The 16,614-nt window shown below is 47.2% G+C and carries 15 protein-coding genes; 13 read left to right on the forward strand and 2 right to left on the reverse strand.

The genetic code is table 11. The annotated features are described in order from the left end of the window. Positions 1 to 92: 92 nt before the first annotated feature. Positions 93 to 311, reverse strand: coding sequence for a heavy-metal-associated domain-containing protein (locus tag LIZ87_RS17135; RefSeq protein ID WP_227148582.1), 219 nt, complete (start codon positions 309 to 311; stop codon positions 93 to 95). A 419-nt stretch (positions 312 to 730) separates the two neighbouring features. Here LIZ87_RS17135 and LIZ87_RS17140 point away from each other — a divergent pair, with 419 nt between their 5' ends. From LIZ87_RS17140 to LIZ87_RS17180, 9 genes are all read left to right on the forward strand, one after another. Continuing rightward, complete coding sequence (locus LIZ87_RS17140; protein ID WP_227148583.1) at positions 731 to 2,104, forward strand: MATE family efflux transporter; 1,374 nt, start codon at positions 731 to 733, stop codon at positions 2,102 to 2,104. Positions 2,105 to 2,406: 302 nt separating this feature from the next. After that, positions 2,407 to 3,360, forward strand: coding sequence for an AraC family transcriptional regulator (locus LIZ87_RS17145; protein WP_330664667.1), 954 nt, complete (start codon positions 2,407 to 2,409; stop codon positions 3,358 to 3,360). Positions 3,361 to 3,790: 430 nt separating this feature from the next. After that, a complete protein-coding gene (locus tag LIZ87_RS17150; RefSeq protein ID WP_227148585.1) occupies positions 3,791 to 4,303 on the forward strand; it encodes a metallophosphoesterase family protein in 513 nt (170 codons plus the stop codon). 71 nt (positions 4,304 to 4,374) lie between these two features. Beyond that, the gene (locus LIZ87_RS17155) at positions 4,375 to 4,530 is read left to right on the forward strand and encodes a hypothetical protein (RefSeq protein ID WP_227148586.1); all 156 of its coding nucleotides are present in this window, start codon (positions 4,375 to 4,377) and stop codon (positions 4,528 to 4,530) included. Between the two features lie 405 nt (positions 4,531 to 4,935). Then, on the forward strand, positions 4,936 to 5,109 hold the full coding sequence (locus tag LIZ87_RS17160; RefSeq protein ID WP_227148587.1) for a winged helix-turn-helix domain-containing protein: 174 nt from the start codon (positions 4,936 to 4,938) through the stop codon (positions 5,107 to 5,109). 66 nt (positions 5,110 to 5,175) lie between these two features. Then, positions 5,176 to 5,325: a hypothetical protein gene (locus tag LIZ87_RS17165; RefSeq protein ID WP_227148588.1), complete on the forward strand. Its 150-nt coding sequence runs from the start codon at positions 5,176 to 5,178 to the stop codon at positions 5,323 to 5,325. Positions 5,326 to 5,606: 281 nt separating this feature from the next. Beyond that, positions 5,607 to 6,647, forward strand: coding sequence for a PDDEXK nuclease domain-containing protein (locus LIZ87_RS17170; RefSeq protein ID WP_227148589.1), 1,041 nt, complete (start codon positions 5,607 to 5,609; stop codon positions 6,645 to 6,647). A gap of 199 nt (positions 6,648 to 6,846) precedes the next feature. Beyond that, entirely contained in the window at positions 6,847 to 8,841 is a 1,995-nt protein-coding gene (gene uvrB / locus LIZ87_RS17175) for an excinuclease ABC subunit UvrB (protein WP_227148590.1), read from the forward strand. 112 nt (positions 8,842 to 8,953) lie between these two features. Then, positions 8,954 to 10,135, forward strand: a complete 1,182-nt coding sequence (locus tag LIZ87_RS17180; protein ID WP_227148591.1) for an N-acetylmuramoyl-L-alanine amidase family protein — start codon at positions 8,954 to 8,956, stop codon at positions 10,133 to 10,135. Between the two features lie 124 nt (positions 10,136 to 10,259). Here the strand turns inward: LIZ87_RS17180 and LIZ87_RS17185 are convergent, their stop codons facing one another. Further along, complete coding sequence (locus LIZ87_RS17185; RefSeq protein WP_227148592.1) at positions 10,260 to 11,024, reverse strand: type III pantothenate kinase; 765 nt, start codon at positions 11,022 to 11,024, stop codon at positions 10,260 to 10,262. Between the two features lie 135 nt (positions 11,025 to 11,159). On the opposite strand from LIZ87_RS17185, the gene coaBC reads away from it, so the two are divergent. From coaBC to pepV, 4 genes are all read left to right on the forward strand, one after another. Beyond that, entirely contained in the window at positions 11,160 to 12,362 is a 1,203-nt protein-coding gene (gene coaBC / locus LIZ87_RS17190) for a bifunctional phosphopantothenoylcysteine decarboxylase/phosphopantothenate--cysteine ligase CoaBC (RefSeq protein ID WP_227148593.1), read from the forward strand. Between the two features lie 255 nt (positions 12,363 to 12,617). After that, positions 12,618 to 14,222, forward strand: a complete 1,605-nt coding sequence (locus LIZ87_RS17195; RefSeq protein WP_227148594.1) for a peptide chain release factor 3 — start codon at positions 12,618 to 12,620, stop codon at positions 14,220 to 14,222. Positions 14,223 to 14,537: 315 nt separating this feature from the next. After that, a complete protein-coding gene (locus LIZ87_RS17200) occupies positions 14,538 to 14,984 on the forward strand; it encodes a GatB/YqeY domain-containing protein (RefSeq protein WP_227148595.1) in 447 nt (148 codons plus the stop codon). A 159-nt stretch (positions 14,985 to 15,143) separates the two neighbouring features. Beyond that, positions 15,144 to 16,547: a dipeptidase PepV gene (gene pepV, locus LIZ87_RS17205; protein ID WP_227148596.1), complete on the forward strand. Its 1,404-nt coding sequence runs from the start codon at positions 15,144 to 15,146 to the stop codon at positions 16,545 to 16,547. The last annotated feature ends 67 nt before the right edge of the window (positions 16,548 to 16,614 follow it).

Below are 16,614 nucleotides of genomic sequence, written 5' to 3' on the forward strand. Positions count from 1 at the left end.
CCTTTCGCTGCAGCATAAGCGTGTCACGCTTCTGCTGTGTATTGATGAAAAAAACACCGGCTACCAGTGGGCAGCCGGTGTCCAGCTTTTCATTACGCCTTAACAGTTACATCCGGCTCGATCTTCTTGATCAGCGTCTTTGCTTCGGCCAGAACAGCGTCAAACTTATGGTCCGGCGCTTCCAGGATCATCTTCTGGCCCAGGAAATTGACGGATACGCTGGTCACGCCATCAATCTTCTTTACGGCGTTCTGGATTTTGTCAGCACAATGGCCGCAGTCCAGGTCAATTAGTTTAATGATCTTTTTCATGGAGAAAGCCCCCTTTCATTTTGGTATTTGGTTGGTTTGATATGGCTGAACGATTAAATGATTGTTTAATCGTTCGTGCTGCCAGTATATTCACGAACACTCTCAAAGTCAATGGATTCGGGAGCGGTTCTGCTCATTGGATCGGAAAACCTGCTGATTGGATTTTCGGCAAAAGATCCGTTTCTCATGACCGGCGCTTTTGCCATGAGCTTCAGCTTGGTATTTGTGGTGTCAAATACCCTGGGGCTGCGGTGGTTTATTTCAGATTGGATTGCAAATCCTGCGATTAGGAGCGTACAAAGAATCCTGGATTTTATATACTTTATATGGTTGGTTAGATGAGGCTAATCCGACAAAATGCGTTACTGGAGCGTTTTGCTGGATACTTCGTAATAAAATAGACCAGGAGGAATAGAGTGATGAAACAGGCACTTGATACAAGAACAAAACTTTTAACAAAAAGTCCCTGGCCCCTTATGATTGAACTTAGCATCCCTGCGGTTCTCGGTATGGTGGTCGTTGGGCTTTATAACATGATGGATTCCATCTTTGTCGGCCAGATGGTTGGTGATGTGCAGATGGGAGCCATATCGGTATCTTATCCATTAACTCTGATAAATGCCGGATCAGCGGCCATGCTGGGCGTTGGCTCCGCATCGGTGCTGTCCCGCGCTATCGGCAAGAAAGACGAAAACACGATGAAAAAGATCATGGGCAACCTGGTTGCGATGGTTCTTCTATTGTCCGTCATTTACACCGCCCTCGGTATGGCGTTTACCCGCCAGCTCCTGTCACTGACCGGTGCCAGCGATAACATCCTGAACTATGCTGAAAAGTATCTGCGCATCGTGTTCGCCGGATCTTTGTTCGTAAACTTCTTCCAGAGCGCCAACATGGTAATCCGCGGAGAAGGCCAGCTCAAAAAGGCAATGACGATTATTGCCAGCGGCGCTATCTTGAACATTATCCTTGACCCCATTTTTATCAGCATCCTGAATCCTTATGGCATGGGAATTGAAGCCGCTGCATATGCAACGATTTTCTCCCAAATTGTCCAGGCCGCGATTACTCTGTGGTATTTCAAGAAGAAAAGCCCCCATGTGAAGATCGGACGCGTCCGCATGGACAAAGAGCTGCTTCCCCAGGTTCTTTCCATTGGCGTATCTGCCCTGTTAATGCAGATTTTGACTCTGGTACAGCAGACGGTAATCTATCGTGTAGGCTCAGATTATGGCGGTGAAACTTCGCAGCTCCTGTTGGGCGCGGCACTTCGCTTCTGGAATTTCTCTTTTGTCCCGCTGTGGGGTATCAGCCAGGGCTTCCAGCCTGCTGCCGGTACAAACTACGGCGCAAAGGATTATGACCGCGTAAAGACGCTGACCAGAGTTTTCATTGCCGCTGCGACGTTGTTATCTCTGGTATTCTATATCCCTGCCGAGCTGTTCCCGGAAAAGATTTTGTCCATGTTCCTGACAACCCCGGGTATCGCTGCGTCAGGGGCAGCCAACTTCCGTATCATGTTCAGCACCTACGTTCTGCAAGGCAGCTTTATGATTGCCGTAACCCTGTTCCAGTCTTTAGGTAAGGCGAAAAAGGCGACCTGGCTGGTGTTGTTCCGCCAGATCATCCTGTTTATCCCGCTCTGCGTGGTTCTGCCGATGATCGGCAGCATGGGTATCCGTGGTGTCTGGCTGGCGATTGCTCTGACTGATGCAATCCTGGTTGTCATTACTGTTTCCATGATGCTTTATGAGTTCTGTAAGATGCCGGCGGCTTCTTCCGTGAACCGGTAAGGAGGAACGTCTATGTACCTTTGCGGTAGCCCTGGGGATGACCCGCAGAACCTCCCTCGCTGTTCTGAACAATAGAAATCACGGTGTCTTGATTGTGAAAGTAAAGGGGACACGCCTGAAGATCCGCCCGGTCGGTCTCCTGGGCACTTACAGCCTGACCTCCTGCACGAATAATCTAATTTGATTTCAGATCGGATTGCAAATCCTGCTGATTGGATCGGAGTAAAATGAGAAAAGACTATATAATAAAAGATGCCGGGAGAATCCTGGCAGAACAAATACAAGAGAACGGAAGGAATACTATGAACGAAAACCCTATTACCAATGCTGCGGGGGTGTCTGCGGTAATTCCAAAAGATAATGACGGATATTGTACCGTCTATAAAATGGACTGTGCAGATGGCCTGGGGCTTATGACGGTCTATCAGGTTTATCCCGCTATTCAGCTGATTTACAATGATTTTGAGGCGACAAGCTGTTATTGGGATGGAAATCTCGGTAAAAACATATTGGAGATCAATTACTGCCGGGAAGGGAGCAAATTGCAAAGCGGCTCTTGTCTGTATCTTGGAGAGGGCGACCTTTCGATTCACGCAATGGATAACTGTGCATCTGAAATGTCCTTTCCATTGAAGCATTACCGTGGAATTTCTGTTGTACTTGATCTGGAGATCGTTTCGCAGAACCCGCCCGGAATCCTAGTGGAGAGCAGTGTTGCGATTGCGGATTTCAAAGAGAAATTCTGCAAAGATGGAGTTTGCTTTGTCATGCGGGCAAAGGATGAGATTGAGCATATCTTTTCTGAGCTTTATTCTGTGCCGGATTGTCTGCAAAAACCATATTTCATGCTGAAAGTGCAGGAACTGCTATTATTCCTGTGCATGGTGGATGTGAGGAAAGAAAAACAGAGGGAATTATACACTTCTCCTCAGGTTGAAATTGTACGGGAGATTCATAAACGGTTGATTTCCAACCTGCAGGAGCGTCCAACGATCGATGAGCTTTCCAAAGAATACCTTATCAATACTGCATCGTTAAAGAATACATTTAAGGGGATCTATGGACAGCCTATTGGAACCTATATGAAAACGTATCGCATGAAACAGGCCGCTGTGCTGCTTCGGCAGACACAGGCGACCATAGCGGAAATTGCGAACCAGGTTGGATATGAAAATCAAAGCAAGTTTGCAACGGCATTTCGAGATGTCTTGAAGATTGCACCGGCTGAGTACCGGAAACAAAATAGTGGCGGCTGATCTTCCAAGCGGAATAGCGAATGTCTTTCATCATGGGGAAATGAAGCCGGCTGAATTTGTTCCTCCGAATAGTTTCAATCATTCCCATGATCGGATAGGATTAGATAAGGCATTAGATAAGGCTGCGTACCAAAGATAGTCACAATCAAAACTTACGTTCGATTGTGGCTATACTTTTTTATGGGGCTGTGTTATAATTTTCAGTAACTTAAATGCATGCTTAAATACATTTTTAAATTACGCACGCTCTAATTTTATAAATGAATGAGCGCTTTCTGTTATGCTATTTTCACTTGCTGCCATCTGGTGCTATGGCTCTTCAAAAAGCGGGTTTTAGTGACTTTTTCCGGGTCACTGGAAAGGGAAAATGTACTTATAAAAAGTGGTTATTGCAGAAATTGTAATATTCATGTATTTGTGGGAGAACAAAATGGTATATTTCACAAGTGATTTACATTTGGGACATTATGGGATCATAGAGATGCAAAATCGTCCTTTCAAAAATGTGGAGGAAATGAATCATATTTTGATTGGTAATTTTAATGCCGTTGTACAAAAAAATGATACGGTGTACATTTTAGGTGATATCTGCCATCATATGTTAGTTGAACAGGCAAATGAGTTGATTGGAAAAATGAAAGGAAAGAAAATTTTGGTTAAGGGTAATCACGATAAAATGTATGACATGAATTTATTTGATGAAATCTGTGACTTTAAGACAGTATCATTGAATGGTGTTTATTTTGCATTGATGCATTATCCAATGTTGTCATGGCCAAAGAAAAGTAGCGGCAGCATTCAATTACATGGGCATATTCACGCACGAGAAGAATACAACTTGCAGAATAAGGAAGATGGAATCAGAAGATATGATGTAGGTGTGGATGCGAACAATTATTATCCGGTATCTGTGAAGCAGATTATTGGGTTTTTAGGGATATAAGCCGATGTGATTTAATTTGGTACTGGAGATAAGGTAAGATTATGATATTGTGGCATATTATGAGGAGGTAAGTGATTGAAAAGGAAGCCTTGTTCAAAGGCTTTCAAGAAGACAACCAATTCGAGACTTTACTTGGTGTCACCGGTTCCGGCAAACCCTTCACCATGGCAAACGTCATCCGGGCAGAATGTGGGAAGAATCGGCAGTTATTCGAAATTTTCGAATAACTATGGGTAGATTATAATAAGGGATATTTGAAATAAAATGTTGAAGATGAGGTGAATGCATTGATTTTTGATATTTCAAGATTTGATTCATATAGAGAAGATAATCGTCGGGAGGTTAAGAAAGCGAGAGGGGGATTGCCACATTCTTTGTGGATACCTACTTAGCTTTTGCGAATTTCCAGAGTATTTCCTTGATTATCGAGAGATGCTGGATCCATCCATGATTGGTATTGGAGAACGCGCTGGAAGTGGAGTGCCGGATATATTTCAGTGTGAGAACAAGAAGGGTGGAAAGAACCGGAGATCGAAGAACAGTATGGACTGGATCGGACAATTCTGACATTACCGCTACTAAAGAAAGTAGCGATAAGTAGCGATAAAGTAGCGATAAATGGTGACGGGAAATTGACAGAACATGAAAAGAGAATTCTGGAATACTTGCAGGAGAATAAAGAAATATCAAATGGAGATGCAAGAGAGATAATTGGGTTATCTGCGGCGGGAGTAAGGAAGATATTAAGAAAGATGGTGGAAAAAGAAATCTTATCTGAAACTGGGGGAAATAGAAATAGGAGATAGATGAATTGTAAAAAAATTTAAAAATAGTTTATAATAATTTGGAAATAAGAGAGCGGGAGGTACAAAATGATTCCAAGGCTTAAAGCAGAGGATGTATGTTCAATAATTCCTAATTGTCAGGTAATAGGAAAAGAAATGCGTGGGGGACAAAAAATAGTTTTTCCATGTGAAATCAATAAAGGAAGGAGTGCTAATAAAACAGTTAGAATTATTTAAAGAGTTAAATGTCGGCATTCTGCTATTTGATGCAACTAATGAAGAACTAAAATTTTTATTACATCCTCAAAAAGAGAAATCTTCTTCAAAGTGGCATACATTATTTACATTAGGACAGTTGGTACATCAATACAGCTCTGAAGAACATGTAATTTAATACTTGTTAATTAGAATGCTGAAGGTGTGGAGTTAAACGGTTTCAAAATTTTGTCGTTGTTAGCTTGATGAATATAAAGAGGATAATGGAAGAAAAATCAGGAAAGCAATAGGGAGGAAAGTGTTTGGAAATTAAAATGAGTAAATCTGAGATATATTTATCTTCAACAAAAGAAGAACAACAATTTTATGATGATGTTCGACATATTTTACAAACAGCAAGAAATTCGGCATATAAAAGTATTAATTCCATTATGTCTAAAGCTTATTGGGAGATAGGCGAAAGAATTGTGCAACAGGAGCAGCGAGGAACTGGCAGAGCAAAATATGGTGATTATATTATTCGTAACTTGTCAAAAGAACTTTCTGGAGAGTTTGGTACGGGATTTTCTATTGCTAATTTGAAAAATTGTCGTCAGTTTTATCGTACTTTTCCAAAAGATTCAATTGGCTACACGGCATGTAGCCAATTGTCGTGGTCACATTTAAGAAGTATTATGCGTCTTGATTCAGAAGAAGAACGCAATTACTATATCCAAGAGGCAATTAAAGGAAGTTGGTCAGTAAAGTTGCTTGAACGTAATATAAAAAGCGGATTTTACAGAAGAATGCTCTCTACACAGTTGGAAAATTCATCAGTGGAAAACTATGAATTTGTAAAAGATTCCTATGTACTTGAATTCATGGGATTGCCAGAGAATTATGAGTATAAAGAGAGCGAGCTTGAAAGAGCGATTCTTAGTCATATACAGAAATTCTTATTAGAGTTAGGAAGAGGTTTTTCATTTGTGGCAAGGCAGATGAGAATCAGTACAGAAACTAGTGACTTCTTTTTAGACCTAGTTTTTTACAATTATATTCTGAAATGTTTTGTAATTATTGATTTGAAAACCGATAAACTGACGCATCAGGATATTGGACAGATGGATATGTATGTCCGAATGTTTGATGACTTAAAACGGGCGCAGGATGATAATCCGACAATTGGAATTATTCTTTGTACTGATAAGGATGAAACGATTGTAAAATATTCCGTATTGAATGACAGTAAACAGATTTTTGCTTCGAAATATATGACAGTATTACCTACAGAGGAAGAATTGGCATATGAACTGGAAAAAAATCAAAACATGCTTATAAATAATATAAGCCAGACAAAAGAGTAAAAAATCCATCATAGCATTTTATATGATGTTATTTTGTGTTGTTAAGTAGTAAATGATATTGTTTTTTCAGTAGCTAAATCTTGAAATTCGAAAGTTCGCCTATTAGCCAGCCATATGAACACCTTATTTCGAATATTTTACGAATTTCTGGCCTATACTCGAACCTTTTTTTGGGTTACTTGGAGGTGAAAAACACGCTATGAAGTTTAAATTGCACGCAGAATTTCAGCCCACCGGCGACCAGCCACAGGCCATTGAAGCATTGGTCAAAGGCTTCCGTGAAGGCAATCAATTCCAGACTTTACTAGGGGTTACGGGGTCTGGTAAGACTTTTACCATGGCGAATGTGATCGAACAATTACAAAAGCCGACCCTGGTAATTGCACACAATAAAACCCTTGCCGCGCAGCTCTACGGTGAATTTAAGGAGATGTTCCCGGAGAACGCGGTAGAATATTTTGTTTCTTACTACGACTACTACCAACCCGAAGCCTACGTCCCCTCCACTGACACCTACATCGAAAAGGACTCCGCCATTAACGACGAGATCGACAAGCTGCGTCACTCCGCTACGGCAGCCCTCTCAGAGCGGGAGGACGTGATCATTGTTGCCTCTGTTTCCTGCATCTATGGTCTGGGAAGTCCCATTGATTATAAGGAGATGGTGATTTCCCTGCGACCGGGGATGATGAAGGACCGGGATGAGGTGATCCATAAGCTGATCGACATCCAGTATGAGCGCAATGACATGGATTTTAAGAGAGGAAGCTTCCGGGTGAAGGGGGATGTGCTGGATATTTATCCGGCTTACTCAGACGGAGCAGCCTACCGGGTAGAGTTTTTTGGGGATGAGGTTGACCGGATCATGGAGATCGATACGGTGACTGGAGAGGTGAAGGCACAGCTGGGCCATGTGGCCATTTTCCCGGCCTCCCATTATGTGGTGCCGAAGGAGAAAATGATGGAGGCCACCGAGAACATTTTAGAGGAGCTCAAGGAGCGGGTGGCGTATTTTAAGAGCGAGGACAAACTGTTGGAAGCGCAGCGCATCTCGGAGCGCACGAATTTTGATGTGGAAATGATGCGGGAGACGGGTTTCTGTTCCGGCATCGAAAACTATTCCCGTCATCTGACAGGGACGCTGCCGGGAGAACCGCCCTGCACCCTGATCGATTACTTCCCGCAGGATTTTCTGATCATAGTGGACGAGTCCCATATCACCCTTCCGCAGGTGCGCGGTATGTACTCCGGGGACCGCTCCAGGAAAACAACACTTGTAGAGTATGGCTTCCGTCTGCCTTCCGCCCTTGATAACCGGCCCTTGAACTTTACGGAGTTTGAAGGGAAGATCAATCAAATGCTGTTTGTATCCGCCACGCCCTCTGTGTATGAGGAGGAGCATGAGCTTCTGCGTACAGAGCAGATCATCCGGCCTACAGGGCTTCTGGACCCGGAGATCAGCGTAAGGCCTGTGGAGGGACAGATCGATGACCTGATCTCTGAGGTGAATAAAGAGACAGCAGGCCATAACAAGGTGCTCATCACCACCCTTACAAAGCGGATGGCTGAGGATCTGACGGATTATATGAGAGAGGTGGGGATCCGTGTAAAATACCTCCACTCCGACATTGATACGTTGGAGCGTGCAGAGATCATACGCGATATGCGCATGGATGTATTTGATGTGCTGGTGGGGATCAATCTTCTGCGGGAAGGACTGGATATTCCGGAGATTACGCTGGTGGCCATTCTGGATGCAGATAAGGAGGGCTTCTTAAGGTCAGAGACCTCCCTGATCCAGACAATAGGCCGTGCGGCGAGAAATGCAGAGGGCCATGTCATTATGTATGCTGATACGGTGACGGACTCCATGCGCGTGGCTATTGAGGAGACCAACCGCCGCCGCCAGATCCAGCAGCGGTATAATGAGGAGCATGGGATCACCCCTACGACCATTAAGAAGGCGGTGAGAGATCTGATCGCCATCTCCAAAGCAGTAGAAGCGGATGAGAGCGCCCGCCAGAAGGATCCGGAGTCCATGGATGAGAAGGAATTAAAGGCGCTTGCAAAGGAGCTGGAGAAGAAGATGCGCCAGGCGGCAGTGGAGTTGAATTTCGAGGAGGCTGCACGTCTTCGTGACAGGATGATCGAGATCAAAAAAATGCTTTTGGATATGGATGGAATGAATGTTTGAAAAATGTAATATCTTCTTAAGGATAAATAAATTGTCTAAATCTATCCTCTTTACTATAATAAAATCAGGAAAATAAATGAAATTTTGAGAAAAGATGTAAGGAGGACAAATTATGAGAGGAAAGAAATTTGCAAGTCTGTCATTAGCGGTAATCATGGCTGTCACTGCTGCATTTCCTGCGTTTGCAGCAGATACAAAGATCAATACGGTAAAATTAACGTTCAGATATGATAAGGCTCCGGCCAGCGGAGATGATATCGGCGATATCACCGTAACTGCAGGGGGCAGCACTTACACAGTAGAGTCTGCTGAATATACAAATGCAGACGATAAGGATACCTGGACGGTAGGAGATGTACCGGAGGTAAAGGTTGAGCTGTCAGCAGAGGATGGATACAAATTTTCCTACACGACGAAGAGTCATTTCAGCCTGTCAGGCTGCAGTGCCGAATTTGAAAAGGCGAAGATCTATGACAGCGGAAGTACCATTGAGGTCTATGCACAGCTGAAGAGGGTAGGAGGCAAGCTGGAGAGTGCTTCCGGTATTGAGTGGGAAGACAGCACTGCACGCTGGGATGAGATCGAGGGAGCAAAGAGCTATGATGTAAAGCTTCTTCGGGATGAAAAGACGGTTACCACAGTGAATACAACGGGAACCTCCTTCAATTTTGCAGGATACTTTAACAAAGAAGGAGATTACACCTTCCGGGTAAGAGCGATTTCCAGCTACAACAATAAGGCGGGAGAGTGGTCAGACGATTCTGATACATTCACTGTTTCCGAAGATGAGATCGGAACCTACTCCGGCAGCGGCCGTTGGACCCAGGATGGAAATGGATGGTGGTATGCATACGATACAGGCGGCTATCCGGCTGGATGCTGGAAGCAGATCGATGGTGCATGGTATCATTTCGATGCCTCCGGTTACAGGCAGACTGGCTGGCAGAGAGTTGACGGAAAGTGGTATTATCTTCATATCAACGGAGTGATGCTCACGGGCTGGCAATTTATCAATAACCAGTGGTATTATATGAACGGCAGCGGAGAGATGCAGACTGGCTGGCAGGCTGTAAACGGAAAGTGGTACTATATGAACAGCAGCGGTGTGATGCTGACAGGCTGGCAGCAGGTTGGAAACCAGTGGTATTATCTCGATGCTTCCGGTGCCATGACAACCGGCTGGCAGGCCGTTGACGGAAAGTGGTATTATCTTGGCACCAATGGTGCAATGTATGCCAATACATGGACGCCGGATGGAAGATATGTAGATGGCAACGGTGTATGGACGCAATAAGAGATCTTCGTAAAGAAAAAGGACCGGATTTCCGGACCGCTGTATGGGCGGAAGGAACGAAGGATAGGAAGTGTATAAAAACAGGGGCTGCAGCACTACGCAGCCTCTGTTTTTGTCAATCATTCTATGCGTTTTTCCGGTAAAGGATCAAGAGCCCCTTTAACAGCAGGGCATCGTCATAGATAATGTGATGCCTGCAGAGCGGCGTGATGAATCTTGACAGGCCGCCGGTTGCAATGACGGAGGGAGTTTCTCCAAGCTCCCGCTCCATGCGGTCCAGGATGCCGTCGATCATATCCACATTGCTGAAAATAATGCCGGCCCTCATGCAGTCGATGGTGTTTTTGCCGATGACCTTGTCCGGTACCTCCAGGCTGATATAGGGAAGCTGGGCTGTCTTGCCGCTTAAGGAGTCCAGGGACACACGGAGTCCTGGGAGGATGACGCCGCCGATGTAGTTGCCTTTTTTATCCGCTACACTTAAGGTGGTGGCAGTGCCCATGTCAATGACAACTAATGGGAGGGGATGCTCATGGATGGCAGCTACCACGTCTACGATCATATCGCTGCCAACAGCCTTAGGGTTGTCCATGATAATGTTCATTCCGGTCTTCATGCCGGAGCCGACTAATAGAGGACGGATGCCAACGGCCTTTTTTACAGCGGAGAGAATGGTAGCGTTTAAGGGAGGCACCACGGAGGAAAGAATAGCGCCCTCAATGGAGTCAGTGCTGATCTGGTGCATTTCCAGGATATTTTTAAAGCTGATGGCGTACTCGGTATCTGTCCGTCCCTGGTCTGTAGTAACGCGCTCAATAAAATAAGTCTTTTCTTCATCAATACCGCCTATGACGGTGTTGGTATTGCCCATGTCGATTGCCAAAATCATTGGGTGGAACTCCTTTCAATCGTGGAAAATATATGGTATGATAATAATGTTTGCCGAAAGCATTTCAATTGTATCACAGACGAACTGGAAAAACAATCATCCGTTAGAGGGAAGATCGATATTGGGAGGTACTATATGCTGAAAGGAAAAACCATACTTTTAGGGGTGACAGGCAGCATTGCTGCCTATAAAATTGCTTATCTTGCCAGTGCATTGGTGAAAAAGGGAGCACAGGTCCATGTGCTTATGACAGAGAATGCAGTGAATTTCATCAACCCCATAACCTTTGAGACATTGACAGGCCACAAGTGCCTGGTGGACACGTTTGACCGCAATTTTGAGTTCAGCGTGGAGCATGTGGCGCTTGCAAAAGCGGCGGATGTGGTGATGATTGCTCCGGCCTCCGCCAATGTGATCGGAAAGATCGCCCACGGCATTGCAGATGACATGCTGACCACAACCGTCATGGCCTGCCCATGCAGGAAGATCATTGCCCCGGCAATGAATACCAGGATGTATGAAAACCCGATCCTCCAGGATAATCTGAGGATCCTGGAGCATTACGGGATGGAGGTCATAAAGCCTGCTACCGGCTACCTGGCCTGCGGAGATACGGGGGCAGGGAAAATGCCGGAGCCGGAGGTGCTGTTTGAATATATCCTCAGGGAAGCAGGCTATCCCAAGGACCTGACAGGAAAGAGGATCCTGGTGACGGCGGGACCAACCAGGGAGGCCATTGACCCGGTGCGCTACATCACCAATCATTCCACGGGGAAAATGGGCTATGCCATTGCAAAGACAGCTGCCTTCAGGGGAGCAGAGGTGACCCTTGTGAGCGGTCCGGTGGATATCACGCCTCCGCCTTTCGTGGATATGGTAAGGATAGAAAGCGCCAGAGAGATGTTTGACGCAGTGACAAGCCGCAGCGAGGCTCAGGATGTGATCATCAAGGCTGCGGCTGTGGCTGACTACAGGCCTGTAAATGTGGGCACGGAGAAGATCAAAAAGAAAGACGGCGACATGTCCATTGCCTTAGAGCGGACAGATGATATCCTGGGATGGCTGGGAAACCACCGCCGGGAGGGGCAGTTTTTGTGCGGCTTTTCCATGGAAACTCAGAACATGCTGGAGAATTCCAGGGCAAAGCTTGCAAAAAAGAACATTGATATGATCGTTGCCAATAACCTGAAGGTGGAGGGAGCCGGCTTTGGCACAGATACCAATGTGGTGACCATTATCACAAAGGATGCAGAGAAGGAGCTGCCCATGATGAGCAAGGAGGCAGTAGCAGATGCGCTGCTGACGGAGATCATGGGACGGATGGAAAAAGGAGCATAAAGCCCGGAGGCCGGGCAGGGCAAAACCCTTGACTTTAAATACCAATCATAATAGAATACCCTCAGTGGACAAGGGCACGCACGCCCCAACCGTCGTCTTTTGGCGGCTGGCCGCGTTAACGTCAGTCGGCGTACGTCCAGTACGCCTCCATCCGTTGCCTTGCCAGCTGTCAAAAGACGACGATTGAGGCGCAGAACCGTGTGTTCCCTTGTCCACTGAGGGTATGTTAACAAAAAGAGAACGGAGGATAAACCCTTGTCACAGACAGATCACCAGATGACAGAAGAAATAAAAAAGCGGAGAACATTTGCTATCATTTCCCACCCAGATGCAGGTAAGACCACACTGACAGAAAAATTCCTTCTTTACGGCGGCGCCATCAACCTGGCAGGAACGGTAAAGGGCAGGAAGGCTGCGAAGCATGCTGTTTCCGACTGGATGGATATTGAGAAGGAGAGAGGTATTTCTGTCACCTCATCTGCCATGCAGTTTAATTATGAAGGCTTCTGCATCAACATCCTGGATACTCCCGGACACCAGGATTTCTCCGAGGATACCTACCGTACATTGATGGCTGCGGATTCTGCGGTCATGGTAATTGACGGCTCCAAGGGCGTGGAGGCCCAGACCATTAAGCTGTTTAAGGTATGTGTGATGCGCAACATCCCTATTTTTACTTTTATCAACAAATTCGACCGTGAAGCGAGAGATCCTTATGAGCTGTTGGATGAGATCGAGGATGTACTGGGCATCCGCACCTGCCCGGTGAACTGGCCTATTGGCTGCGGAAAGAGCTTTAAGGGCGTTTACGACAGGTTTACAAAGAAGATCACGACCTTCACTGCTGCCATGGGCGGCGCAAAAGAGGTGGCAAGCCGGGAATTCGGCGTGGATTCCCCGGAGGTGGATTCTGTGATCGGACAGGACTACCACAGTCAGCTGCTGGACGACATTGAACTCCTGGACGGGGCCAGCGATGAGCTGGACATGGAGCGGGTGCAGAAGGGCGACTTATCACCGGTATTCTTCGGATCTGCGCTGACAAACTTCGGCGTTGAGACATTTTTGGAGCATTTCCTGAAAATGACCACCCCGCCTCTTTCCAGAAAAACGCTGACAGGGGAGATCAATCCTATGAGGCCGGACTTCTCTGCCTTTGTCTTCAAGATCCAGGCAAATATGAACAAGGCCCACAGGGACAGGATCGCGTTTATGCGAATCTGCTCCGGTAAGTTTGAGGCCGGCATGGAGGTCAACCATGTACAGGGCGGCAAGAAGATCCGCCTGACCCAGCCCCAGCAGCTGATGGCCCAGGACCGCAAGATCGTGGAGGAGGCCTATGCGGGGGATATCATCGGCGTTTTTGACCCTGGTATCTTCTCAATTGGAGATACCCTGTGCACTTCCAATGAAAAATTTGAATTTGAGGGCATACCTACCTTTGCACCGGAGCATTTCGCCAGAGTGCGCCAGGTGGATACCATGAAGCGCAAGCAGTTCATCAAGGGCGTCAACCAGATCGCCCAGGAGGGCGCGATCCAGATCTTTCAGGAGTTCAACTCCGGTATGGAGGAGATCATTGTGGGAGTAGTGGGAGTCCTGCAGTTTGAGGTACTTACCTACCGTCTCCAGAATGAGTATAACGTAGAGGTCATCTTAGAAAAGCTGCCCTTTGAGCATATCCGCTGGGTAGAGAATCCGGAGGAGATCGATGTAGCCAGGATACAGGGTACATCCGACATGAAGAGGATCAAGGACTTAAAAGATAACCCGCTGCTGCTGTTCATTAACAGCTGGAGCGTTGGTATGGTCCTGGACAGAAACCCAGGATTGAAATTAGCGGAGTTTGGCAAAAACTAAGCCGCGCAAGGCTGTGCCGCAGAGCGCGTCAGGGAAAGCCCGTTTCCCCTGACGCGCTCGGTGACACAGCCTTATGGGGCTCAGCCCCCCGGACCTGGAAAGCCTTCGGATTCCCAGATCTGGTAGCGCGGCGGGACGGAAGCGATTTCCCGGCAATACGCGCACCAGCCGCAATCCTTCAGCAGATATCGCAGCTGGCCAGCCGCACCGAAACAGCGAATACCGCGTCCGCACAGCCGCAATCCCGCAACTCATAACCCATCCACAAAAACCAATCAACAAGCAAGATACCATATACAAGGAGGCAACAAAAATATGAGCAAGATCGACATCGTAAGAGCAGCCATGGTAGAAGCCATGAAGGCAAAAGACAAAGCGAGAAAAGATTCCCTTTCCATGCTCCTTTCCGCTCTGAAAAATGCCCAGATCGATAAGCGTGAGCCGCTGACAGAGGCAGAGGAGGATGCCATTGTAAAGAAAGAGATCAAGCAGACGCAGGAGACCTTTGATCTGGCTCCTGCAGAGCGCCAGGATATCCGCGATGAGGCAGCTGCCAGGATCGCGGTTTACAAGGAATTTGCGCCGGAGGACATGAGTGTGGAGCAGATCAAAGAGGTGATCGCCTCCGTTCTCACCGAACTGGGCATCGAGACCCCTACGCCAAAGGACAAGGGAGCGATCATGAAGGTGCTCATGCCAAAGGTAAAGGGCAAGGCAGACGGAAAAGTAGTAAACGAGACCCTGGCTTCCATACTGAAATAAAGCAAAGTTTCCTGTAAAGCTCCGCCGCAAAGAGGCGGTGTCCCGCTCACCAGACGTTCATGGTGCGGTGGCGCGTCCGCTGCTGGGCGCCTGCAGGTTTCCTGTGAGAGCCCGCTGCCGGACGCATGCAGGTTTTAGAAGAAAAGGAGAAGAAATATCATGTACAAGGAACAGATCACACAATTCATAGACAGCCACAAGGAGGAGATGATCAAGGATATCTGTACGCTCTGTTGCATCAACAGTGAGCGTATGACTCCCAGCGAGGGAAAGCCCTATGGGGAAGGCCCTGCTGCCGCTTTGGAGGCGGCGATCGAGATGGCAAAGGGCTATGGCTTTGCTGTGCGCAATTATGACAATTACGTTATGACAGCCGATTTAAATGCTGGAGAGAAGCAGCTGGATATCCTGGCCCATCTGGATGTAGTTCCGGCAGGCGAGGGCTGGCAGGTAACAGCGCCCTTTGAGCCTGTGGTAAAAGACGGCAGGCTCTATGGCCGCGGCACAGCAGACGATAAGGGCCCGGCAGTGGCGGGACTTTATGCCATGAGGGCAGTAAAGGAGCTGGGACTTCCGATCAAGAAAAATGTGCGCCTGATCCTGGGTACAGACGAGGAGTGCGGAAGCTCTGACATTGCAGAATATTACAAGGTGGAGAAGGAAGCTCCCATGACCTTTTCACCGGATGCCGAGTTCCCTGTGATCAATACAGAGAAGGGACGCCTTCCGGGAAAGTTTTCCGCCTCCTTTGAACCTTCAGAGGCTATGCCCAGACTGGTGAGCCTGAATGCCGGAATCAAGGTGAATGTAGTGCCTGGAAAGGCAAAGGCAGTGGTAGCAGGCCTTTCCGTGGAGGAAATGGAAAAGACAGCAAAGGCAGTTCAGGAGGAGACCGGCATTTCCTTTACCTTTGAGAAGGCAGAGGACGGCATCCGGATCACTGCCCAGGGAGCCGGGGCGCACGCTTCCACACCTCAGGAGGGAAAGAATGCCCTGACAGGACTGGTAGCCTATATCATCCGCCTGCCCCTTGCTCCCTGCCCGCAGCTTGAAGCCATGAAGAGCCTGGCGGAGCTTTTCCCCCATGGAGATACCTGTGGAAAAGCCCTGGGCATTGACATGGAGGATGAGATATCAGGAGCCCTGACTCTGGCCTTTGACCTGCTGGAGGTGAAGGCTGACAGCTTAGAGGGCGTGTTTGACTGCCGCAGCCCGCTTTGTGCCAATGAGGACAATGCCCTGAAGGTAGCAAAGAAGAGGATGGCAGACAAGGGGCTTATCCTTCATGCGGACGCTATGGGAGAACCACATCATGTAGCAGGGGATTCCCTTTTTGTGAAAACGCTGTTAAAGGCCTATGAGGAATATACGGGCCTGGAGGGCAGCTGCCAGTCCACAGGCGGCGGCACCTATGTACATCATCTGAAGAACGGAGTTGCTTTCGGCGCAGCTATGCCGGGAACAGACAACAGGATGCACGGTGCAGATGAGTTTGCTGTGGTAGATGAGCTTCTCACAAGCGCGAAGATCTTTGCCCAGGTGATCGTAGATCTCTGCTCATAAGTGAGATGGGGCAAAAATGTAGGTTTGTCAAACATTTGTTACACTGACTGCAAATAATTCTTTAGCA

The sequence above is a fragment of the Lacrimispora sp. 210928-DFI.3.58 genome (assembly GCF_020554865.1).
GTDB lineage: Bacteria > Bacillota > Clostridia > Lachnospirales > Lachnospiraceae > Enterocloster.